Source organism: Blautia intestinalis (assembly GCF_014297355.1).
GTDB classification, from domain to species: Bacteria; Bacillota; Clostridia; order Lachnospirales; family Lachnospiraceae; genus Blautia_A; species Blautia_A intestinalis.
The window spans coordinates 65,991-84,864 of sequence record NZ_JACOQE010000001.1; the positions used below are offsets into that span (position 1 = coordinate 65,991).

General features: G+C 44.0%; 14 protein-coding genes. 12 read left to right on the forward strand and 2 right to left on the reverse strand.

Features of this window, described 5'->3' with window-relative positions; translation table 11 throughout:
• Positions 1 to 158 precede the first annotated feature (158 nt).
• The 11 genes from H8Z79_RS16790 to H8Z79_RS00330 all read left to right on the forward strand — a co-directional run bounded on the left by H8Z79_RS16790 (position 159) and on the right by H8Z79_RS00330 (position 14,848).
• The gene (locus tag H8Z79_RS16790) at positions 159 to 3,050 is read left to right on the forward strand and encodes an Ig-like domain-containing protein (RefSeq protein ID WP_225876892.1); all 2,892 of its coding nucleotides are present in this window, start codon (positions 159 to 161) and stop codon (positions 3,048 to 3,050) included.
• A gap of 177 nt (positions 3,051 to 3,227) precedes the next feature.
• The gene (locus tag H8Z79_RS00285; protein WP_015541792.1) at positions 3,228 to 3,419 is read left to right on the forward strand and encodes a hypothetical protein; all 192 of its coding nucleotides are present in this window, start codon (positions 3,228 to 3,230) and stop codon (positions 3,417 to 3,419) included.
• A 139-nt stretch (positions 3,420 to 3,558) separates the two neighbouring features.
• The gene (gene rfbF / locus H8Z79_RS00290) at positions 3,559 to 4,335 is read left to right on the forward strand and encodes a glucose-1-phosphate cytidylyltransferase (RefSeq protein WP_015541793.1); all 777 of its coding nucleotides are present in this window, start codon (positions 3,559 to 3,561) and stop codon (positions 4,333 to 4,335) included.
• 28 nt (positions 4,336 to 4,363) lie between these two features.
• Positions 4,364 to 5,611, forward strand: a complete 1,248-nt coding sequence (locus tag H8Z79_RS00295) for a nucleotide sugar dehydrogenase (RefSeq protein ID WP_015541794.1) — start codon at positions 4,364 to 4,366, stop codon at positions 5,609 to 5,611.
• A gap of 23 nt (positions 5,612 to 5,634) precedes the next feature.
• Positions 5,635 to 5,820 carry a DUF6472 family protein gene (locus tag H8Z79_RS00300; RefSeq protein WP_118039291.1) on the forward strand — a complete coding sequence of 62 codons (186 nt, stop codon included), beginning with the start codon at positions 5,635 to 5,637 and terminating at the stop codon, positions 5,818 to 5,820.
• Between the two features lie 18 nt (positions 5,821 to 5,838).
• Positions 5,839 to 6,648, forward strand: a complete 810-nt coding sequence (locus H8Z79_RS00305; RefSeq protein WP_015541795.1) for a DNA-3-methyladenine glycosylase family protein — start codon at positions 5,839 to 5,841, stop codon at positions 6,646 to 6,648.
• Positions 6,649 to 6,955: 307 nt separating this feature from the next.
• Complete coding sequence (locus tag H8Z79_RS00310) at positions 6,956 to 10,555, forward strand: penicillin-binding Tp47 domain C-containing protein (protein ID WP_118039292.1); 3,600 nt, start codon at positions 6,956 to 6,958, stop codon at positions 10,553 to 10,555.
• A 78-nt stretch (positions 10,556 to 10,633) separates the two neighbouring features.
• Positions 10,634 to 12,421, forward strand: coding sequence for an FMN-binding protein (locus H8Z79_RS00315; RefSeq protein WP_015541797.1), 1,788 nt, complete (start codon positions 10,634 to 10,636; stop codon positions 12,419 to 12,421).
• Positions 12,422 to 12,456: 35 nt separating this feature from the next.
• On the forward strand, positions 12,457 to 13,023 hold the full coding sequence (locus tag H8Z79_RS00320; RefSeq protein WP_015541798.1) for an FMN-binding protein: 567 nt from the start codon (positions 12,457 to 12,459) through the stop codon (positions 13,021 to 13,023).
• Positions 13,020 to 13,808, forward strand: coding sequence for a 4Fe-4S binding protein (locus tag H8Z79_RS00325; protein ID WP_015541799.1), 789 nt, complete (start codon positions 13,020 to 13,022; stop codon positions 13,806 to 13,808). Before H8Z79_RS00320 ends, H8Z79_RS00325 begins: the two co-directional genes overlap by 4 nt.
• Complete coding sequence (locus tag H8Z79_RS00330; protein ID WP_187002653.1) at positions 13,805 to 14,848, forward strand: FAD:protein FMN transferase; 1,044 nt, start codon at positions 13,805 to 13,807, stop codon at positions 14,846 to 14,848. The genes H8Z79_RS00325 and H8Z79_RS00330 overlap by 4 nt, the downstream gene beginning before the upstream one ends.
• 49 nt (positions 14,849 to 14,897) lie before the next feature.
• On the opposite strand, the gene H8Z79_RS00335 is transcribed toward H8Z79_RS00330, so the two are convergent.
• On the reverse strand, positions 14,898 to 15,383 hold the full coding sequence (locus H8Z79_RS00335) for a Gx transporter family protein (protein ID WP_015541801.1): 486 nt from the start codon (positions 15,381 to 15,383) through the stop codon (positions 14,898 to 14,900).
• 18 nt (positions 15,384 to 15,401) lie between these two features.
• Positions 15,402 to 15,770, reverse strand: coding sequence for a NusG domain II-containing protein (locus H8Z79_RS00340; protein ID WP_225876893.1), 369 nt, complete (start codon positions 15,768 to 15,770; stop codon positions 15,402 to 15,404).
• A 277-nt stretch (positions 15,771 to 16,047) separates the two neighbouring features.
• Here H8Z79_RS00340 and secA point away from each other — a divergent pair, with 277 nt between their 5' ends.
• Complete coding sequence (secA, locus tag H8Z79_RS00345) at positions 16,048 to 18,624, forward strand: preprotein translocase subunit SecA (protein WP_015541802.1); 2,577 nt, start codon at positions 16,048 to 16,050, stop codon at positions 18,622 to 18,624.
• Positions 18,625 to 18,874 lie beyond the last annotated feature (250 nt).

An 18,874-nucleotide genomic window follows, 5' to 3' on the forward strand; every position in this document is an offset into this window, starting at 1 on the left:
GGGCTTTCTTTAGCTTTAAGTTCATGAACATAAAAAAACCGGGAATAATGCAGCATTTTCTGAGTTTGTCGAAAGAATGTAAAAAAAGTGTGGAAATCATGGACAGTGACGGGCTGAAATTATATAATTACGACATAAAATTTCTATAAGGAGGGCACATGCATGAAGAAGAAAAAACTGGCATTGCTGCTGGCAGTAGCTATGACTGTAACAAGTATGACAGCACTGCGATGATGGTCAATGCAGCAGATTTTACTTCTGAAGAAGTGCAGGAACAAAGCGTAGAGCTTATGGACGAACCACCCGAAGCTGCAGTGGAAACAGACGCTGAAACCGAAGACGGTGGGGTGCTTTCAGAGAATTCATCCGAAGATGAAAGCATAGAAATTACCGATGAACTGCAGGAATCCGCGGATACCGAGGGCGAAGACACCGGGATCGATGTTCAGGAAGAGGACGAAGCTTCGCCGGAAGATGTATTCAGTGCGGGGGATGAGATTGCTGTACTGGATGACGAAGTAAAGTCTGTATCGGCAACGAATGTTCTTTTGGATGGTGTTGCGGGGATTCCATTTTATACATCTGCTGATCTGGAGGTTACATATACAGGCGGAAGAGATGCCGTAAGAACATGTCAGTTTAACTATGAAGAGGTTAGTTTAAGGGATAGTTATACAACAGATGGTACGGAGATCACAGTTACATTAGAGGTGGCCGATGGGAATACATATGGTCTTGGAAGCAGACTGGCGGCGGGAACTTACACAATGAAATTTACCTGCGGAGATATTGTAAGTGAGCCATATAGAGTCAGTATAAAGCAGATGAGTGAATCTCCGTTGTATAAAGGCCCTGTAAATCTGAATCAGGATACAGAAGCAGAGAGCCCTCTTCAGGGGGTTGCTTATTATAGTTTTGAAGCTCCGGCAGCAGGAAACTATTATATGGATACCTGTGATTCAAACTATAGAGTGTATGTAGACGATGGTAAAAACAGTTATTCTGTTTATGAGAGCAGTAACTGGTATCAGGAAAAGCAGCAGACTGCTTATATAGGCTTTTATGGAGGCAGTCTGAACAGTGATGCAAATGAAGATGCCATTATGAAAATCAAAACACAGTCGGATATTACGTCTGTTGAGTATACTTCAGAGTCTGCGGCTGCGATAGAAGGCCTTGACAATCTGTGGCGGTATAGTTATATGCCGGGGCTCCTTAAACTGACATATAAAGATGGTACAACAGATACGCTCAGAGCAGAGTTTGGAAATACGGTATCTGATAAGCAGGGGCATGCAGTTTATTCAGAAACATGTGCTGTTGACGGAGAAAAAGAAACTCCGATTGACTGGGACAAGATAGGAAATGTACTTCCTGCCGGAAAGTACAGAATCCATTTTATGTTACAGCTAGAGGAACAGGATTCTGACAATTCAGTAAATACGCATACAGATCTGACAGTTAATAAGCTGGATTATGACAGCCTTACACCACTGGAGCTGGGAAATCATGAATTAGAAGCAGGTGAACTTCAGAAAAAATGGTATAGTTTTAGTCCGGAAGAAGCAAGTAAATATTATTTTAAGTGGAATGTAGGAGATTATTCCGGTGATTCAGAAGGATTTGTGAAAATCTGGTATAAATATGAAAATGGAAAACTTGATTCGTGCTTCGATCATTGGAATATGGAAAGGGGCGAGGTAAGCGTTTCCAAGGGTGTAAAATACATTGTAGGTGTTGTCAGTGAAAGAGGCAGGAAGGTTTCATTAAATCTTACAAAAGTGAAAACACTGAAATCCATCAAGATGACAAAACGTCCTGAACAGACCACGTTACTGCCTGGAGACAGAGCATGGGTTTCCCTCAGGGGAATGGAAATCACTGCATCTTATGCAGAGGGTGATGATGAAACAATTGCTTTCGGACAGACAGATTCACAGGGCATGGGGTTTAAACAAAATGGCAGTTATACATGGGAAAATGAAGACCTCTGCCGTGTACCGGTAAGCATGGGCGATCGCCAGATTTATGTAACATTTGAGGCTGCTGACTGGAATGATGTTCTGAAGATGGAGTTTGGTACAGAAGAAAAACTGGATACTGCACCTGGAAACCAGACAATTCGCAGATTCATCCCGGATAAGTCCGGATATTACTCCTTCAGTGCAACGAATGCTTATATAGATGTTATAGACTCCAAAACAGAGAAATGTCTCAGTGCGGAGAAAGCATATCTGGAAGCTGGTAATACATATCAGATTTATGTTGTAGCGTTGGAAAAAGATGTTATTCTCAAGGTTGGGGATGTTCCCTGCGAGTGGGAAGTAAGTGAACGGATTCCAGAGACCTGTACTACAGACGGAAAAATTGTAAGAAAATGTAAAGCTCATGGTGAAACAAGTACTACACTGGAGAGTGCTCCCGGTCATGACTGGAGCAGATGGAAGGTGACGAAGAATGCCACAGTTCTTGCAGAAGGTGTTCAGCAGCGCAGCTGCAGTGTATGTGGTAAGACAGAGACTGCATCTGTAGCGAAACTTCCGGCAACGATTGCTCTCAATGTCAAAGGAACGATTCCGCTGAAAGTAAAACAGTCCTTTACCGTGAAGGTTACAACCGGTGCAGGAGACCGTGTGAAATCATGGAAGTCCAGCAACAGTAAAGTTGTTTCCGTTAAGAATGGCAAGATCAAAGGCCTGAAAGCAGGAAAGAGTGCAATGATCACGGTACAGCTTGCAAGTGGCAAAAAAGCAAGCTTCAAGGTAAAAGTTCAGAAGGCAGCAGTTGCAACGAAGTCCATCAAGGTTACAAATACAGCAACCGGAAAGAATCAGGGCAAGAGTGCAGCACTGAAACGTGGACAGAGCCTGAAACTTGCAGCCGTACTGTCACCGGTGACCAGTGTGCAGAAGGTTACATGGTCTGCTTCCAACAAGAAGATCGTAACCGTCAGCAAATCCGGTGTGATCAAAGCAAAGAAAAAAGGTAAAGTTACCATTACTGTGAAGTCCGGAAATAAGAAATATACAATTAAGATCACAGTAAAATAAACATATATGCGAGAAACAAAAAAGTCGAAAATCGTTGCCCAAAATGCCTTGAATAAAAAGGGAAAGAATGCTAGTATGAAATCAAAGCAGAAGTTCGAAGTGGTAAAAGAAAAAGAACAACATGTTCCGTGATTCCTGCCCGAATTTCTTCGAAAAAACAAATCGGAGGTTATCGCGATGAGTATATTCGAGTACGACAAAGAGGAAGAAGAACGGAAGCTTCGAAAGGCAGAATACGAGGCGGGGGTAGAAGCCGGAAAAAAGGAAACAGCAGTAGTGATGAATAAAATGAAGTTTCCGGTGGAGAAGATCGCAGAGGTACTGCAGGTAGACAAAGATGTGATTGTGAAATGGATCGAGGATAAATAATATCATTCAGGAAACCCTCATGGCGGAAGCTGTGGGGGCTTTCTTTTGGCTTCTGCTAACGTTGGGCTTTCTTTTTTGCCTGCTTTGTATTAGAATAATAGTACTGAGTACAATGTAACGAACGGATTGGAGAAACTATATGAAGGTTGTGATTTTAGCGGGTGGTTTTGGTACCAGAATCAGCGAAGAAAGCCATCTGAAACCAAAGCCTATGATCGAGATCGGGGAGAAACCGATTCTCTGGCATATCATGAAGATGTATTCTGCTTATGGATTTAATGAATTTGTGATCTGCTGTGGATATAAGCAGCATGTCATTAAAGAATGGTTTGCGGATTATTATCTTCACAACAGCAATATTACCTTTGATTTCACCCAGGAAAATAAAATGATCGTGCATAACAATGTGCTGGAGCCATGGAAGGTGACACTGGTAGATACCGGGCTGAATACTATGACCGGCGGCAGAATCAAGCGCATCCGGGAATATCTTGATGATGATACATTTATGCTGACCTATGGGGACGGTGTTGCAGATGTCAACATCAAAGAGCTTCTGGAGTACCACCGTTCACACGGGAAGATGGCAACGATCACAGCCGCCCAGCCGGGTGGACGATTTGGCATCCTTGATATCAAAGAAGACGGAATGATCACCAACTTCAAAGAAAAGAAAAAAGAAGACGGCGGCTGGATCAATGCCGGATTTATGGTATTGGAGCCCTCTATCATGGATCTGATCGAGGGTGATGATACAAACTTTGAGAAAGGCCCTCTGGTGCAGGTAGCGCGCATGGGACAGTTAAATGCCTATAAGCACAAAGGCTTCTGGCAGTGCATGGATACACTCCGTGAAAAAAATCTGCTGGAAGAGCTCTGGCAGAGCGGAGAGGCACCGTGGAAGATCTGGAAATAAATATATATAAGAGAGTGAAGGCGAAATTATGAAATCATACAAAATAGCAGTCGCAGGTACAGGATATGTAGGTTTATCACTTGCGGTTCTGCTCTCACAGCACAATGAAGTACATGCAGTAGACATCATACCGGAGAAGGTTGATCTGATCAACCACCGCAAATCCCCGATACAGGATGATTATATTGAGAAATACCTTGCAGAAAAAGAACTGAATCTTACAGCAACAACAGACGGTGCATCCGCATACAAAGATGCAGATTTTGTTATCATTGCAGCACCGACCAATTATGACAGCCGTAAGAACTTCTTTGATACATCCGCAGTTGAGGCGGTGATCGAGCTGGTAATGTCTGTCAATCCGAATGCAGTCATGGTTATCAAATCCACGATTCCGGTTGGATACACCGAGTCTGTACGTAAGAAATATCAGTCTTCCAATATTATTTTCAGCCCGGAATTCCTGAGAGAATCCAAGGCACTTTATGATAACCTTTATCCGTCAAGAATCATTGTCAGCACAGACAAAGACGATGCTCATCTTACAGAGGCTTCTCATACATTTGCCGCACTTCTCCGGCAGGGCGCAATCAAGGAAGACATTGATACACTGTTTATGGGATTTACAGAGGCTGAGGCAGTGAAGCTTTTTGCCAACACTTATCTGGCACTTCGTGTATCGTACTTTAACGAGCTGGATACTTATGCGGAGATGAAGGGACTGGATACACAGGCGATCATCAACGGTGTCTGCCTGGATCCTCGAATTGGCAGCCATTACAACAACCCGTCCTTTGGCTACGGCGGATACTGTCTCCCGAAAGATACGAAGCAGCTTCTTGCAAACTATGCAGATGTACCACAGAACATGATGTCTGCAATCGTAGAGAGCAACCGTACACGTAAGGACTTTATTGCAGACCGTGTACTTCACATGGCAGGATATTATGATTATTATAATCGCGGGGATTTCAGCGCAGACTGTGAAAAAGAATGCGTGATCGGTGTTTACAGGCTTACCATGAAGAGCAATTCCGACAACTTCCGTCAGAGCTCTATTCAGGGTGTTATGAAGCGTATCAAGGCAAAAGGAGCTACGGTTGTTATTTATGAGCCGACACTGGAAGACGGCAGTACATTTTTCGGAAGCCGTGTAGTGAATGACCTTGCGAAGTTTAAAGAGATGAGCCAGGCAGTCATTGCCAACAGATACGATACGTGTCTGGACGACATCAAAGATAAAGTTTATACCCGCGATATTTTCAAAAGAGACTAAAGCGGTTTCATGGAGGAAGACTTTTGAGCGGAAAGGCAACGAGCTGCGATTACTGTGCGAATTATGTGTATGACGAGGACAGTGAGAGCTATTATTGTGATGTAAACCTGGATGAAGACGAATACTATCGTTTTATCAGTACAGAATACAAGGAATGTCCGTATTACCGAAACGGAGATGAGTACCGGGTAGTGCGCCATCAGATGTAAGGGAAACGGAGAAAACAAATGATTACAGTAGAGCTGGATAATTTCAGCCTGAAAGAAATCTGTCAGTCCGGACAGTGCTTTCGGATGTACGAGACAGAAGAAAATACGTATGAGCTGATTGCCGGAGATCAGTACCTGAAAATGACGCAGGACGGCGGTATTGTAAATTTCCACTGCAGCGATATGGAATTTATCTGTTACTGGGTGCCATATTTTGACATTGATGCGGATTACAGCAGCTATATAGCAAAAATAAATCCCAGAGATACTTATCTGAGTGCCGCGGCTGAGTGTGGGAGCGGCATCCGTATTCTGCAGCAGGATCTGTGGGAAATGATCATCACGTTTCTGATCTCACAGCAGAATAATATTTCCAGAATCCGTGGCTGTGTCGAACGGCTGTGCGAGGCTTATGGAGAGAAAAAAATCTCCGGAGAAAAAGAGTACTACGCGTTCCCGAACCCTGAGAGACTTGCGGCAGCATCGGAGGACGATCTGCGTGGTCTTGGGATGGGTTATCGGGCGCGTTATATTGTGGAGACGACGAGAAGTATTCTGAATGGAGAAATCTCGCTGGACAGGATATATCAGTACCGATATTACTCTCGGGCGAAGCAGGAGCTTCTGAAGCTGAGTGGTGTGGGGGAAAAGGTTGCGGACTGCATCTGCCTGTTTGCGTTGCATCATATGGATGCATTTCCGATTGATACGCATATCCGCCAGGTGCTCGATGAGCATTATAAGAGAGGGTTCCCGAACCGGCGATATCGTGGCATGAGAGGCATCATGCAGCAGTATATTTTTTACTATGAACTGAATAAAAAATAAGATTCGAGATCTGTCAGATTTCCTTTAATTTAAATGGAAGTCAGACAGATTTTTTTGACTTTATAGGAAATTACTCCGTAATGTGAAAAATGTGCGGAGAATTTATATTACAGAAAAGTTAAATGAAAATAACAAGTGTATTTCGTACTGTTTATACATGAAAAATATTATCAATTACAATTTAATTGAGAAAAAAAGTCGATTATGTGGTTAGAAAAAGCTAACGAAAATATGGACATTGAAAAATTTTTATGATATAAAAATACAGGTTAGAAGAAACTAACGGAAAAGAAAGAGGAGGAAGAACATGGCTAACAAGAATTTGTTAAAGAAAATTGCACCGGTTATCTTAAGTGCTACAGTAGCAATGACAGGGATGCCATCTGCAGCTTTTGCAGCCGAATTTTCAGATGAGGATATGATTCTGAATGAAAATGCAGAAGACGAAGAAAGTGATGTGGAAATCACAGATGAGGATGCCGCAGCAGACAATACCGATACAGATGTTACAGTCGAAGATGCAGAGGAAGAAGATGCTGAGACTGTCGATGAAGAAGAAAATACAGAGGCTGAAGATGCTTTTGGCACAGAGGCTGATGAGGGTGCTTTCAGCGCAGAAGATGAGGCAGACGCTGTTTCCGGTGATTTTGTATATGGCACAGCAAATATTCCATATGCCGATTTCTTTTATGGCGAAATGAATGATGTAGCGCAGAATGCGACAATGCAGTTAGATGCAGCAGATCCTGTGACAGCAGTAGGTTATCGCGATGAAGGTATGTATGATGCAGTTACAAGCTGCACAAACAACAAATCCAAAAGATATGATACATCCTATTATACAGAAAACACAGAGAACGGAAGCGTGACTCTTGAAGGAATTAAGGCCGTTAATATTGCAGTTCCGGCAAGCCTCTATAATGATGCAAAGAAAGCAATTGAAGAAGGGAAAAGCTGCTCCAATCAGCTCCTTAAGATTGCAGGCAGTCTCGAGAATGTAAGTGAGACAGCACCTGCCTCAGGAGAATACAAAATCCTGAATGGTGACGGAACACTGACAGCAATGACTACAGAAACAAAAGAACTGAATGTTGAATCTTCCATCACTGCATCCTCTCCATGGGGAAACTATCAGGTCAGCGTGGAATTTGGCAACAACAATCCAGATCAGCCAACAACAGCAAATATGATGGGTGTTATCTTTGAAACATCTGACGGTGAAAAATATGGAATGGAACATTCTCAGAATCTGTGGCTTCGTACAGGTGAGATTGCATTTGCTGTAAAGGATGGTTTCGTTGAACCACATAAGAATACAATCGACAGTAAACGCAGCGCAGGCCTTGAAGGAAAAACAATTACAAAGATCACTTACCTTGTAAAAGATGGTGCGGATATTGTTATTCCGACAAATCTTCTCTGCAAATACAAACTTGCAGACGGTCAGGGAATCACCGGACCGGAAGAGAAGGTTGTATATACAAACAATACATTTACACCGACCAAAGTACAGCTGACTTATAATGTGCCGGAAGGCAGCAGTTACAAACTGACCTCTGTAGAGTATGGCGGACAGGTGCTCAGTGAAGGCAGCTACAATGATTATACATATGATGATTCAACAAAAGTATTATCAGTATACGGAGGTGTCTTTGCGAAGACGGGTGTAGGTACTTATACTCTTACCTTTACAGACAGCTCCGCAGCTCCTTATGAAGACATCACAGTACCGATCGTATTGAGTGCAGATGATACAAAGGTTACCTTTGCTATCCAGAACAACAAGCTGGTGAAGGTTGACCCAAATGGTTCCACTACCTATGAAGTAAAAGATTATATCAAAAACATCACTGCTATCAAGGTTGACGGTCAGGCACTTGGCGGAAGAAAAGCCAATATCAGTGAAATTGCAAAGTCAGTATTTAATGAAAGCACAGGTGCTGTAAACTTTGATGCAAAAGTAAACAATGCTGCCGTATTTGCAAAGGGCGACGGCGGAAGCTACGAAATAGAGCTGACAGCATCCGGATTTAATACAGTTACAGGAACTGTTACACAGGATTCCGGTGAATACAAATACGTATACGCAGGACTTACATGGGATCAGTTCTGGGCATCTGAGGGTGTATACGAAGCAACAAATACTTCAGCTTCTGAGGACAAAGACAGACGTGGCGAAAGTGATATGGGCGGTTTTGATGCTGTCACAAGAGCAACTGCAAACCATGGTCTCCACAGAGGAAGTTTCCAGACAATGGCAACTGTTTACGATGTGAATGGAAAATCTTACGAACTTGCCGGATGGAAAGACAAAACAACAATGATTCTTACAGACGGAAACACTGTTTCCTGCAGTAAAGGAAAAATAAACGGTGCAGATGTCGCTGAGTATACAGTAACCGGTCTGAAATATATTCCGGTTAAAGTAAAAACAGCAGATTATGATGCATTCAAGAAGGCATTTAAAGTAGTAGAAAACGGCGAAAAACTGTTTGGCGGTTATGCTGAAAACAATCTTAGTGCTTATGAAGAAACAGCAGAAGTCAATGCAAATACCAACGGACTTAAGACTGCGACAAAGACAGCTGATGGATTTACATTCAGCGCAAGAGCAAACGGAACAACTTCCGGCCTTAAGGGAGAAGCGCTGAAAACAGCAGATGGCATTACGACTAAAATGAAGCCGGGAAGCGGTAGCTACGGTGAATTCCTCCGTGTAGACCTTACAGGCAACTATGGCGGTCTCGGTGGTGCAATGCAGGCTGTAAAATGGACATATTATGGTGATGACGATACATACAGCAATGCACTTCAGAGCTATGGTACAAAATTTGCGGCAGACAACTGGATGCACAAATTCCACGGTATTCAGCTTGGCCTGACAGATTCTGTACGCTGCAAACTTCCGGCAGATACTGACGGAACAGGATACTGGGAAGTAACCGTTTACGGTCTGGGATACAGCGATTATACATTTAGGTTTCAGGCAACAGACGAAAATATTGCAAAATCGGCAGGCGATGCAGATTCCACACCACTAAAAAATATTATTGCGGAAGCAAAAGCACTTAAAGAGGCAGACTACACACCGGACAGCTGGGATACTCTTGTAAACGAGCTGGAAGAATGCGAAGACATGCTGGCTAATATCGCAAATCAGACCCAGTATGGAATTGAAGAGCAGATTGGTCACTTAAGAGAAGCAATCGACAGCCTTGTAAAAGCAGAATTCAAACTGAATCAGACATCAGCAACACTTTACAGTGGTGCAGCCGTTACTCTGAGTGCAACAACAAATCTGACAGGTGATATTACATGGAAATCCAGTGATGCAAAAGTAGCGACTGTAGATGCAAAAGGTACTGTAACAGCCGTGAATGCGGGAAGAGCAACTATCACGGCAGCGCTTGGAAAAGTTTCTGCAACATTCACTGTAACAGTTAAGAACCCGTCGATCACAGCAAAAGCAGACAGTTCAGTTATTTACACAAAATCAAAAACTACTACAAAGATTAATGTTGCGAAAGACGGAGTAACCGGAAATGCGACATTCAGATCCAGCAATAAAAAGGTAGCTACTGTAAGTGCCAATGGTATTGTAAAAGCGAAAAAAGCTGGAAAAGTAAATATTACAGTTCAGGTTGGAAACCACAAACAGGTTGTTAAGATCACAGTTAAGAAACCAACTATGAAGCTTACAAAAGCTTCTGCGAAACTGAAAAAAGGCAAGAAGGTTACAATTAAAGTAAAGGCAGCACCAGTTTCAAAAGTAACATTCAAGAGCAGCAATAAAAAAGTTGCAACAGTCAGCAGCAAGGGCGTTGTAAAAGCAAAGAAAAAAGGTACTGCAACAATTACAGTAAAATGCAATGGAATTACAAAGAAATTCAAAGTAACTGTAAAATAATTCCTTTATAAAAAATATACAAGAGAACGGGGGCTGTTTATAACTGCCCCTTCTTTTGTATGTTAAGGGGTAAATGAAATGCATAAAAAGAATCTGATAAAACTCCTTCCTGCAGTAGCAGTAATCATCGCAGTCGCATCGGCGGGGCTGCAGACAGAAAGTGAGTTGAAAAATGAGAAAACGGTTCAGGCAGCAGAAAATAAGATCGTTGAATCAAAAGAGCTGAAAAGTCTTTTGACTTCGGCTTACTTTAGTGAACCGGAGAACGCGGATGAAGAAGAAAGTCTGTTGAAGACGGGCAGCAAAAAAAAGAGCAAAAAGAAAAAAGCAGGAATCACGACAGGCAAGGCCAAAGCACTTCCGGAGAAATCAGCAGAAGCTTCCGGTCAGGGACAGGGCTCTACTACGACTCCGACCACATCGGTTCCAAAAGACGGATATAAGGATGGCACTTATCAGGGAAGTGGAACAGGATTTGGCGGAACAGTTACCGTGCAGGTTACAGTTGCTGACGGGAAAATTACAGCAATTGATATAGTAGATGCATCCGGAGAGACACCATCTTACTTTGCATCTGCAAAAGGTGTCATCAGTAAAATGCTGGCAGGGCAGACTCCGAATGTAGATGCGGTCAGTGGCGCTACGTATTCCTCAAACGGTATTATTCAGGCCGTCCAGAATGCACTTTCCAAAGCTGGAAACAGTAAAACTAAAGTGACAAAAACAAACAAGAAGAATAACAAAACAAATAATAAAACAAATAATAAAACGACGAAGCCGGTTGAAATTCTAAAGCCATCAGAAAATGTTACTTATAAGGATGGAACATATACGGCAGAGGCTGAAGGGTTTGATGGATTGGTAAAAGTAACCGTCATGATCAAGAATGGAAAAATAACTGCAATCTCAAATACAAATACAGATACAAAACAGTACTTTAACAAAGCATGGCAGAAGATACAGCCGAAAATTTTGCAGAAACAGGCTGTCTATGGCGTGGACACAGTGAGTGGGGCGACATTTTCCTCAAATGGTATTTTGCAGGCTGTGCAGAAAGCACTGGAAAAAGCAGCAGTAAATACAACACCGATACCGCAGCCGACCGCAGTTCCACAGCCAGAACCGACAACGCCGACCGTGAAATACAAAGATGGCGTTTACACAGGAAACGCAAGGGGCTACTCAGGCATTGTAACAATTACTGCTACAGTAAAAGATGGAAAGATCACAGAACTGAGTAACACAAACAGTGATACAGGTTCGTATTTCAGAAGAGCCTGGAGAGTTATCCAGCCGGCAATCCTTGAGAAGCAGACCGCTGACGGAATCGATACAGTGAATGGAGCAACTTTTTCCTCAGAAGGAATTATCGGAGGAACACAGGAAGCGCTGAAAGCAGCGCTGATCTCAGCAACACCAGAGCCGACGGAAACACCAAAACCAACGACGGCTCCATCTGTAACACCAAAGCCGACAGCGACACCAAGCCCTGCTCCGACAGCAACCCCGACGACCGCACCTGAAGCAACCCCGACACCGGATCCTGTCCCGACAGCAACCCCGACACTGGCAGAAACTCCAGCTGGACAATATGTAGACGGAACCTACACTGGAAGTGGGGAAGGAAATTATGGTCCGGGCAGTGTAACAGTAACTGTGACTGTTGCGGGAGGTCAGATTACATCTGCTTCTTATACGACAGAGGATGATGAAGAATATTTTACAGATGCATGGAATGGGATTTATGGTCAGATTATGGGAAAACAGACAGATGAAGGCATTGATACAGTAAATGGATCTACCTATTCTTCGTATGGAATCATTGAGGCATTTCAGAATGCCCTCAGTCAGGCAAAACGGCAGTAAGTTGTTATATTTTAAGCGCAAAAGGAGAAAATGGAATGAAATACCAGAGTTTTTGTATGAGAGTTTTGTGTCTTCTATTGATTCTGGCAGCAGTAATAGGCTATAATTCAATGCAGAAAAAAGATACGCAGGATCAGGTGACACGGGAGCTTACACAGGTTGAAAAACGTGTGGACGCACTTGAGGAGCAGCAGAAAGAAATTCTGGCCGCTCTCGAGGAAGCAGCCCAAAATCAGGAAAATGCAAACGCGCAGGCAGAGACCGGCGCAAAAGAGAATACATCAAAAGAAGATGCAGCAGACAGCGAAGCTACAGATGCTTCCGAAAACTTCTACAAAGACGGTTCCTACACCGGTTCCGCACAGGGATTCGGCGGAGCGATCGAGGTTCAGGTGACATTAAAAGACGATGAGATTACAGATATTCAGGTGACAAGTGCATCAGGTGAAGATTCTACATATCTCTCCCAGGCACAGAGTGTGATAAGCTCGATCATATCTGCACAGAGCACAGACGTGGATACTGTATCAGGCGCTACATTCAGTTCAACCGGTATTATCAACGCTGTTATTGATGCCCTTGGAAAGGCGGAAAACGAATGAAAAAGAAGCAGAGAAAGGTCCGGCTGATCCGGACTGCGATACAGCTTGGGTTTTTCATTTTTTATCCGGCACTTTTTTCCACGGCATTTGCAGGAGTTAAATCAATTTTTCAGGCACTTGCCGCACATCAGCCGATCACATGGAATTCTTTTCTTGATGTGACAGGTGTGCTTCTTGTAATTACAATCCTGTTTGGAAGGCATTTCTGCGGATATGCGTGTGCATTTGGTTCGCTTGGTGATGCCATGTATGAGCTGACACTTTTTATCCGGCAGAAGATTTTTCATAAAAAGGGGCGCCATGGTTATCCGGAAAAAGTGGTGCGGGCACTTCAGAAAGTGAAATATATTCTTCTGGCCTTTTTGCTGCTTTCCATACTGACCGGATGGTATGCAAAGCTTCAGGGCATGAGCCCCTGGGATGTTTTTTCCATGCTGACTGCCGGAAAACTTCCGAATGCTTCCTATAAGATCGGAATCGTACTTCTTATTCTTATTCTGATCGGGATGTGTACGCAGGAGCGTTTCTTCTGTCAGTTCCTTTGCCCGATGGGGGCTGTTTTTGCAATGATGCCGATACTGCCGACAGCGCTTTTTCACAGAAACCGTGGGAAATGCCCGGCGAAATGTGGCCTTTGCAAAAAACGATGCCCGGCGCATCTGGAAATTGACGGAGATACCCCACTTTCGGGAGAATGTATTTGCTGCCATGCCTGTGAAGTGACCTGTCCGCGTAAAAATATACAGATTGGACCGGTGAAGGACCGGGAAACGGAGAAAAAATGAGGAATAAAAAGAAGGTTGTGACCAGTCTGCTCTGTGGTGTGAGCAGTTTGGTGCTGGCCGCGGTGCCTGTAATGGCAGACGCTGATATACAGAAATATACGAATACTGATTTTGCAATGGATACAGTCGTCTCAGAGACACTGTATACAACAGGTAAGGATCTGAATGAGACTGTCGGTGATAAGATCCGCGAAATTGAGACAGGACTGCTTTCATGGACTGATGAGAATTCGCAGATCGCGAAGCTAAATGCAGCTTCCGGTGAAACGGCAGAAGTATCCGATGAACTTGCCGGTTACCTGCAGAAGATTTTTCAGCTGGCGGAGGATTCTGGCGGAGCATTTGATCCGACGATAGGCAAGATCATACGTTTATGGGATATTGACGGAGAGAATCCACATGTGCCGGAACAGTCAGAGCTGGACGAACTTCTGAAAGATGCCGGATACGAGAAAGTATCTCTGGACGGAGATAAGGTAACACTGGAAAAGGGTGCCACACTTGATCTCGGGGCGACAGGAAAGGGGATCGGCTGCGATGTGGTCGCGGATTTTCTGAAAACACAGACCGAAGTGTCCGGAATGATATTGAATCTTGGCGGCAGCAGTGTAATGGCGTACGGCGAGAAACCGAATGGCTCCGACTGGAAGGTGGCGCTGACTGATCCGCGTGATACAGAGGGAGATTATCTCGGTGCGATCACGCTGAACGGAGGCGAGTTCCTTTCTACCTCCGGAGACTATGAGAAATATTTTATGGAGGATGGAAAGCGTTATCATCATATTTTAGATCCGAAGACGGGATATCCGGTGTGGAACGGCCTGGACTCTGTTACAGTTATCTGTGACAGTGGATTACTGGCGGATGGACTTTCTACCGCATGTTTTGTACTGGGGATGGAAGACGCGTTAAAGCTTCTGGATAAATACGATGCAGATGCAGCGTTTGTGGATGAGGATAAGAATGTTTATCTGACATCAGGGATGAAAGACCGGTTTGAACTGATGAAGAATACCTATACAGTCAGGGATTTGCAATAAAATTGATGCAGAGTATTGATTATGACTATCAGTACTCTGCATGTTTTATTTAGAAATGGATTCGTTTTAAAACTTCGTTCGTCAGGGTTCCGATCAGAAGCCCGGTGATGACACCGGAGATCAGAAGAGCCGGTGCATAGTAGATCAGTCCGGAAGTCATAGTGATGAGACTTGCGATGATCAGCTGTCCGATGTTGTGGGAAACACCTCCGGCAACACTGATGCCAAGAAGACTGAAGCCGGAAAACCTCTTCATGAGTGTCATGACGGTGAGACTGAGTGCCGCACCGGCAAGGCTGTAGAGAATGCTGAACAGATTTCCGAACATGAATCCGATCACGATGATACGGACGACGGAAACAAGCGCGGCTTCCTTCCATGTATATTTCTCCAGTATAAAAAGAACTGCCAGATTGGCAAGTCCAAGCTTCATTCCCGGGATTCCTGCAAAAAAAGGAATCAGTGATTCTACATAACCGAAAATGATAGCAACTGCGGCAAAAAGGCCGAGATATGAAAGCTTTTTCTGATTCATATGTGACATCCTTTATATTCAGACAACAGTATCAAACTCAGGGGAATCATCTTCAGAGGCGTCCCCCTTTTCCCCCTCTATAACAACCTTATTTGGCAGGCAGACGATTGTACCGCCTGTACTGTCGACCGCTTTTTGTTTCATGCAGAGGTGATCCGGACAGTTGGCTTCCGTCATGTGGATTTCTCCGTTTTTAATTTCACATACATTGGTATCATTGATGCGGATCACCTGATCCTTTGCAAGGGAGTAGATGCCGTATTCTTCACCGTTTACCGTGATTTGGACAGTCCCATAGTGACCGCGTCGGATAAAGTACATGCCAGTCCAGAGAATCAGGGCAAAAACAACGATGCCGATGATAAAAGTCAGTTCCTTTTTTTTCAAAGAGAATTCCCCCGAGTTTTCATTTTTCAAAATCAAGTCAGTAGTTCGCTGATTATCATAGCACATGAAACAGAGGTTTGACAAGAAAAAGTTAGTGCTGACGAACGAGGGCGGAGATTTTATGCCAGGCAATGAGGTGGTCACACTTTATTTAAGAAATATTCATTGTTTTATACGGTGGAAAGTGGTAAAATAGTAGGGATTTCTTAAATAGGGTAAATACGGATGATTTCGTATATAAAAGTGATCAGAATAAATATAGAAACAGGAGTTTGATATGAATTTATTTCAAAAAGTATTCGGAACACGAAGTGAGCATGAAGTAAAGCGTATTATGCCGCTTGTAGAGAAGACAGAATCTCTTCGTCCGGAAATGCAGAAATTAACAGATGAACAGCTGAGAGACAAGACCAGAGAGTTCAAGAAACGTCTGGGTGAGGGAGAGACACTGGATGATCTTCTTCCGGAAGCTTTCGCCGTAGTACGTGAAGGTGCGAAGCGAGTTCTTGGTATGGAGCATTACCGTGTACAGATCATTGGTGGTATTATCCTGCATCAGGGACGTATCGCCGAGATGAAGACCGGTGAAGGTAAGACACTTGTTTCCACACTTCCGGCATATCTGAATGCACTGGAAGGCAGGGGCGTTCACATCGTAACCGTCAATGACTATCTGGCAAAACGAGATGCTGAATGGATGGGTAAGGTTCATGAATTCCTTGGTCTGACTGTCGGTGTGGTACTCAATGACATGAAACCGGAAGAACGCCGTGAAGCATACGGATGTGATATTACTTATGTAACCAACAACGAACTGGGATTTGATTACCTTCGTGACAACATGGTTATCTATAAAGAACAGCTGGTACAGAGAGATCTGCACTACTGCATCATCGATGAGATCGACTCCGTCCTGATCGACGAGGCACGTACACCTCTGATCATTTCCGGACAGAGCGGCAAGTCCACAAAGCTCTACGAAGTGTGCGATATCCTTGCACAGCAGCTTGAACGTGGTGAAGCGAGTCACGAAATGACAAAGATGGCTGCCATCATGGGAGAGGAAGTTGTCGAGACCGGTGACTTCGTTGTAAATGAAAAGGACAAGATCGTCAATCTTACTGAGCAGGGTGTCAAGAAGGTTGAGAAATTCTTCAATATCGAAAACCTTGCAGATCCGGAAAACCTTGAGATTCAGCACAACATCACACTGGCACTCCGTGCACACAATCTGATGCACAAAGACCAGGATTACGTTGTGAAAGATGATGAGATTCTGATTGTTGATGAATTTACCGGACGTATCATGCCGGGACGTCGTTATTCTGACGGACTTCATCAGGCAATCGAAGCAAAAGAGCATGTTAAGGTCAAGAGAGAGAGCAAGACTCTTGCAACCATTACATTCCAGAACTTCTTTAACAAATATGACAAGAAGGGCGGTATGACCGGTACAGCTCTTACCGAGGAAAAAGAGTTCCGTGATATCTACGGAATGGACGTTGTAGAGATTCCGACCAACAGACCTGTACAGCGTAAAGACCTCGAAGATGCCGTATACATGACAAAGAAAGAAAAATTCAACGCAGTTGTTGAGGCGGTTAAGGAAGCACATGCAAAGCAGCAGCCGGTTCTGGTCGGTACGATCACAATTGAGACTTCTGAACTCCTCAGCAGAATGCTTCGCCGTGAAGGTATCCAGCACAATGTACTGAATGCGAAGTTCCATGAGCTTGAGGCTGAGATCGTTGCACAGGCTGGTCAGGCAGGTGCTGTTACGATCGCAACCAACATGGCAGGCCGTGGTACCGATATCAAGTTGGACGATGTGGCAAGAGAAGCCGGCGGTCTGAAGATCATCGGTACAGAGCGTCATGAGTCCAGACGTATTGACAATCAGCTCCGTGGACGTTCCGGACGTCAGGGAGACCCGGGTGAATCCCGTTTCTACATCTCTCTGGAGGACGACCTTATGCGTCTGTTCGGTTCTGAGAGATTGATGAAGGTCTTCACTTCTCTGGGTGTTGCCGAGAATGAGCAGATCGAGCATAAGATGCTTTCCAATGCAATCCAGAAAGCACAGGAGAAGATCGAGTTCAACAACTTCGGTATCCGTAAAAATCTTCTGGATTATGATCAGGTTAACAATGACCAGCGTGAGATCATCTATAAAGAACGTCGTCAGGTGCTGGATGGTGAGAATATGCGTGATACCATCTACAAGATGATCACAGATATTGTAGACAGCACAGTAGATATGTGCTTCTCCGATGAGGTGGAGTCTGTTGACTGGAATCTGGATGAGTTCAATCCTATGATGACTTCAATCATTCCGATCGAGCCTCTTACGACTGAGAAGGTTCAGGGCAAGAGAAAAGATGCGGTCAAACAGCAGCTGAAGGAAGAGGCAGTGAAGCTTTATGAGATGAAGGAAGCTGAGTTCCCGGAAGCAGAGCAGCTTCGTGAACTGGAACGAGTAGTTCTTCTGAAATCTATCGACAGCAAGTGGATGGATCATATCGATGATATGGAACTTCTTCGTCAGGGTATTGGTCTTGTAGGATATGGCCAGAAGGATCCGGTTGTTGAGTACAAGACGAGAGCGTTCAAGATGTTTAACGACATGATCGACGCTATTCAGGAGGATACGGTTCGTATGCTGTATCATGTTCATGTAGAGCAGAAGATTGAGCGTGAGCAGGTAGCGAAGGTTACAGGAACGAATAAGGATGATACTTCGGTTAAGAAACCGGTTCAGAGAAAAGAGGACAAGGTTTATCCGAATGATCCGTGTCCGTGCGGAAGCGGCAAGAAGTACAAACAGTGCTGTGGACGTAAACTGATGAAGGCATGATAAAGATATAAAGACAGAACACCCTCCATATATTGATTTACAGGTAACCGGATAACGATCTGGCGAACTAACTGCCAACTATGACTATACATTCTCTCAGGAGATCCTTCGAGAATGAGTCACCGTAGGCAGTGGATTTTGCCAGTATCTAAAAGCATCCGGTAAATTACCTGTTCATTCAATATATGGAGGGTGTTCTTGTTTATATTCAGCCGGTGGTGAACCGCGCGACGCGCCAGTCTGTCGGATG

Bases quoted from the DNA above. Each gene is read 5' to 3' on its own strand.
- H8Z79_RS16790 (WP_225876892.1), top strand. From the start codon at position 159: ATGCATGAAGAAGAAAAAACTGGCATTGCTGCTGGCAGTAGCTATGAC.
- H8Z79_RS00285 (WP_015541792.1), top strand. From the start codon at position 3,228: ATGAGTATATTCGAGTACGACAAAGAGGAAGAAGAACGGAAGCTTCGA.
- rfbF (WP_015541793.1), top strand. From the start codon at position 3,559: ATGAAGGTTGTGATTTTAGCGGGTGGTTTTGGTACCAGAATCAGCGAA.
- H8Z79_RS00295 (WP_015541794.1), top strand. From the start codon at position 4,364: ATGAAATCATACAAAATAGCAGTCGCAGGTACAGGATATGTAGGTTTA.
- H8Z79_RS00305 (WP_015541795.1), top strand. From the start codon at position 5,839: ATGATTACAGTAGAGCTGGATAATTTCAGCCTGAAAGAAATCTGTCAG.
- H8Z79_RS00310 (WP_118039292.1), top strand. From the start codon at position 6,956: ATGGCTAACAAGAATTTGTTAAAGAAAATTGCACCGGTTATCTTAAGT.
- H8Z79_RS00315 (WP_015541797.1), top strand. From the start codon at position 10,634: ATGCATAAAAAGAATCTGATAAAACTCCTTCCTGCAGTAGCAGTAATC.
- H8Z79_RS00320 (WP_015541798.1), top strand. From the start codon at position 12,457: ATGAAATACCAGAGTTTTTGTATGAGAGTTTTGTGTCTTCTATTGATT.
- H8Z79_RS00325 (WP_015541799.1), top strand. From the start codon at position 13,020: ATGAAAAAGAAGCAGAGAAAGGTCCGGCTGATCCGGACTGCGATACAG.
- H8Z79_RS00330 (WP_187002653.1), top strand. From the start codon at position 13,805: ATGAGGAATAAAAAGAAGGTTGTGACCAGTCTGCTCTGTGGTGTGAGC.
- H8Z79_RS00335 (WP_015541801.1), bottom strand. From the start codon at position 15,383: ATGAATCAGAAAAAGCTTTCATATCTCGGCCTTTTTGCCGCAGTTGCT.
- secA (WP_015541802.1), top strand. From the start codon at position 16,048: ATGAATTTATTTCAAAAAGTATTCGGAACACGAAGTGAGCATGAAGTA.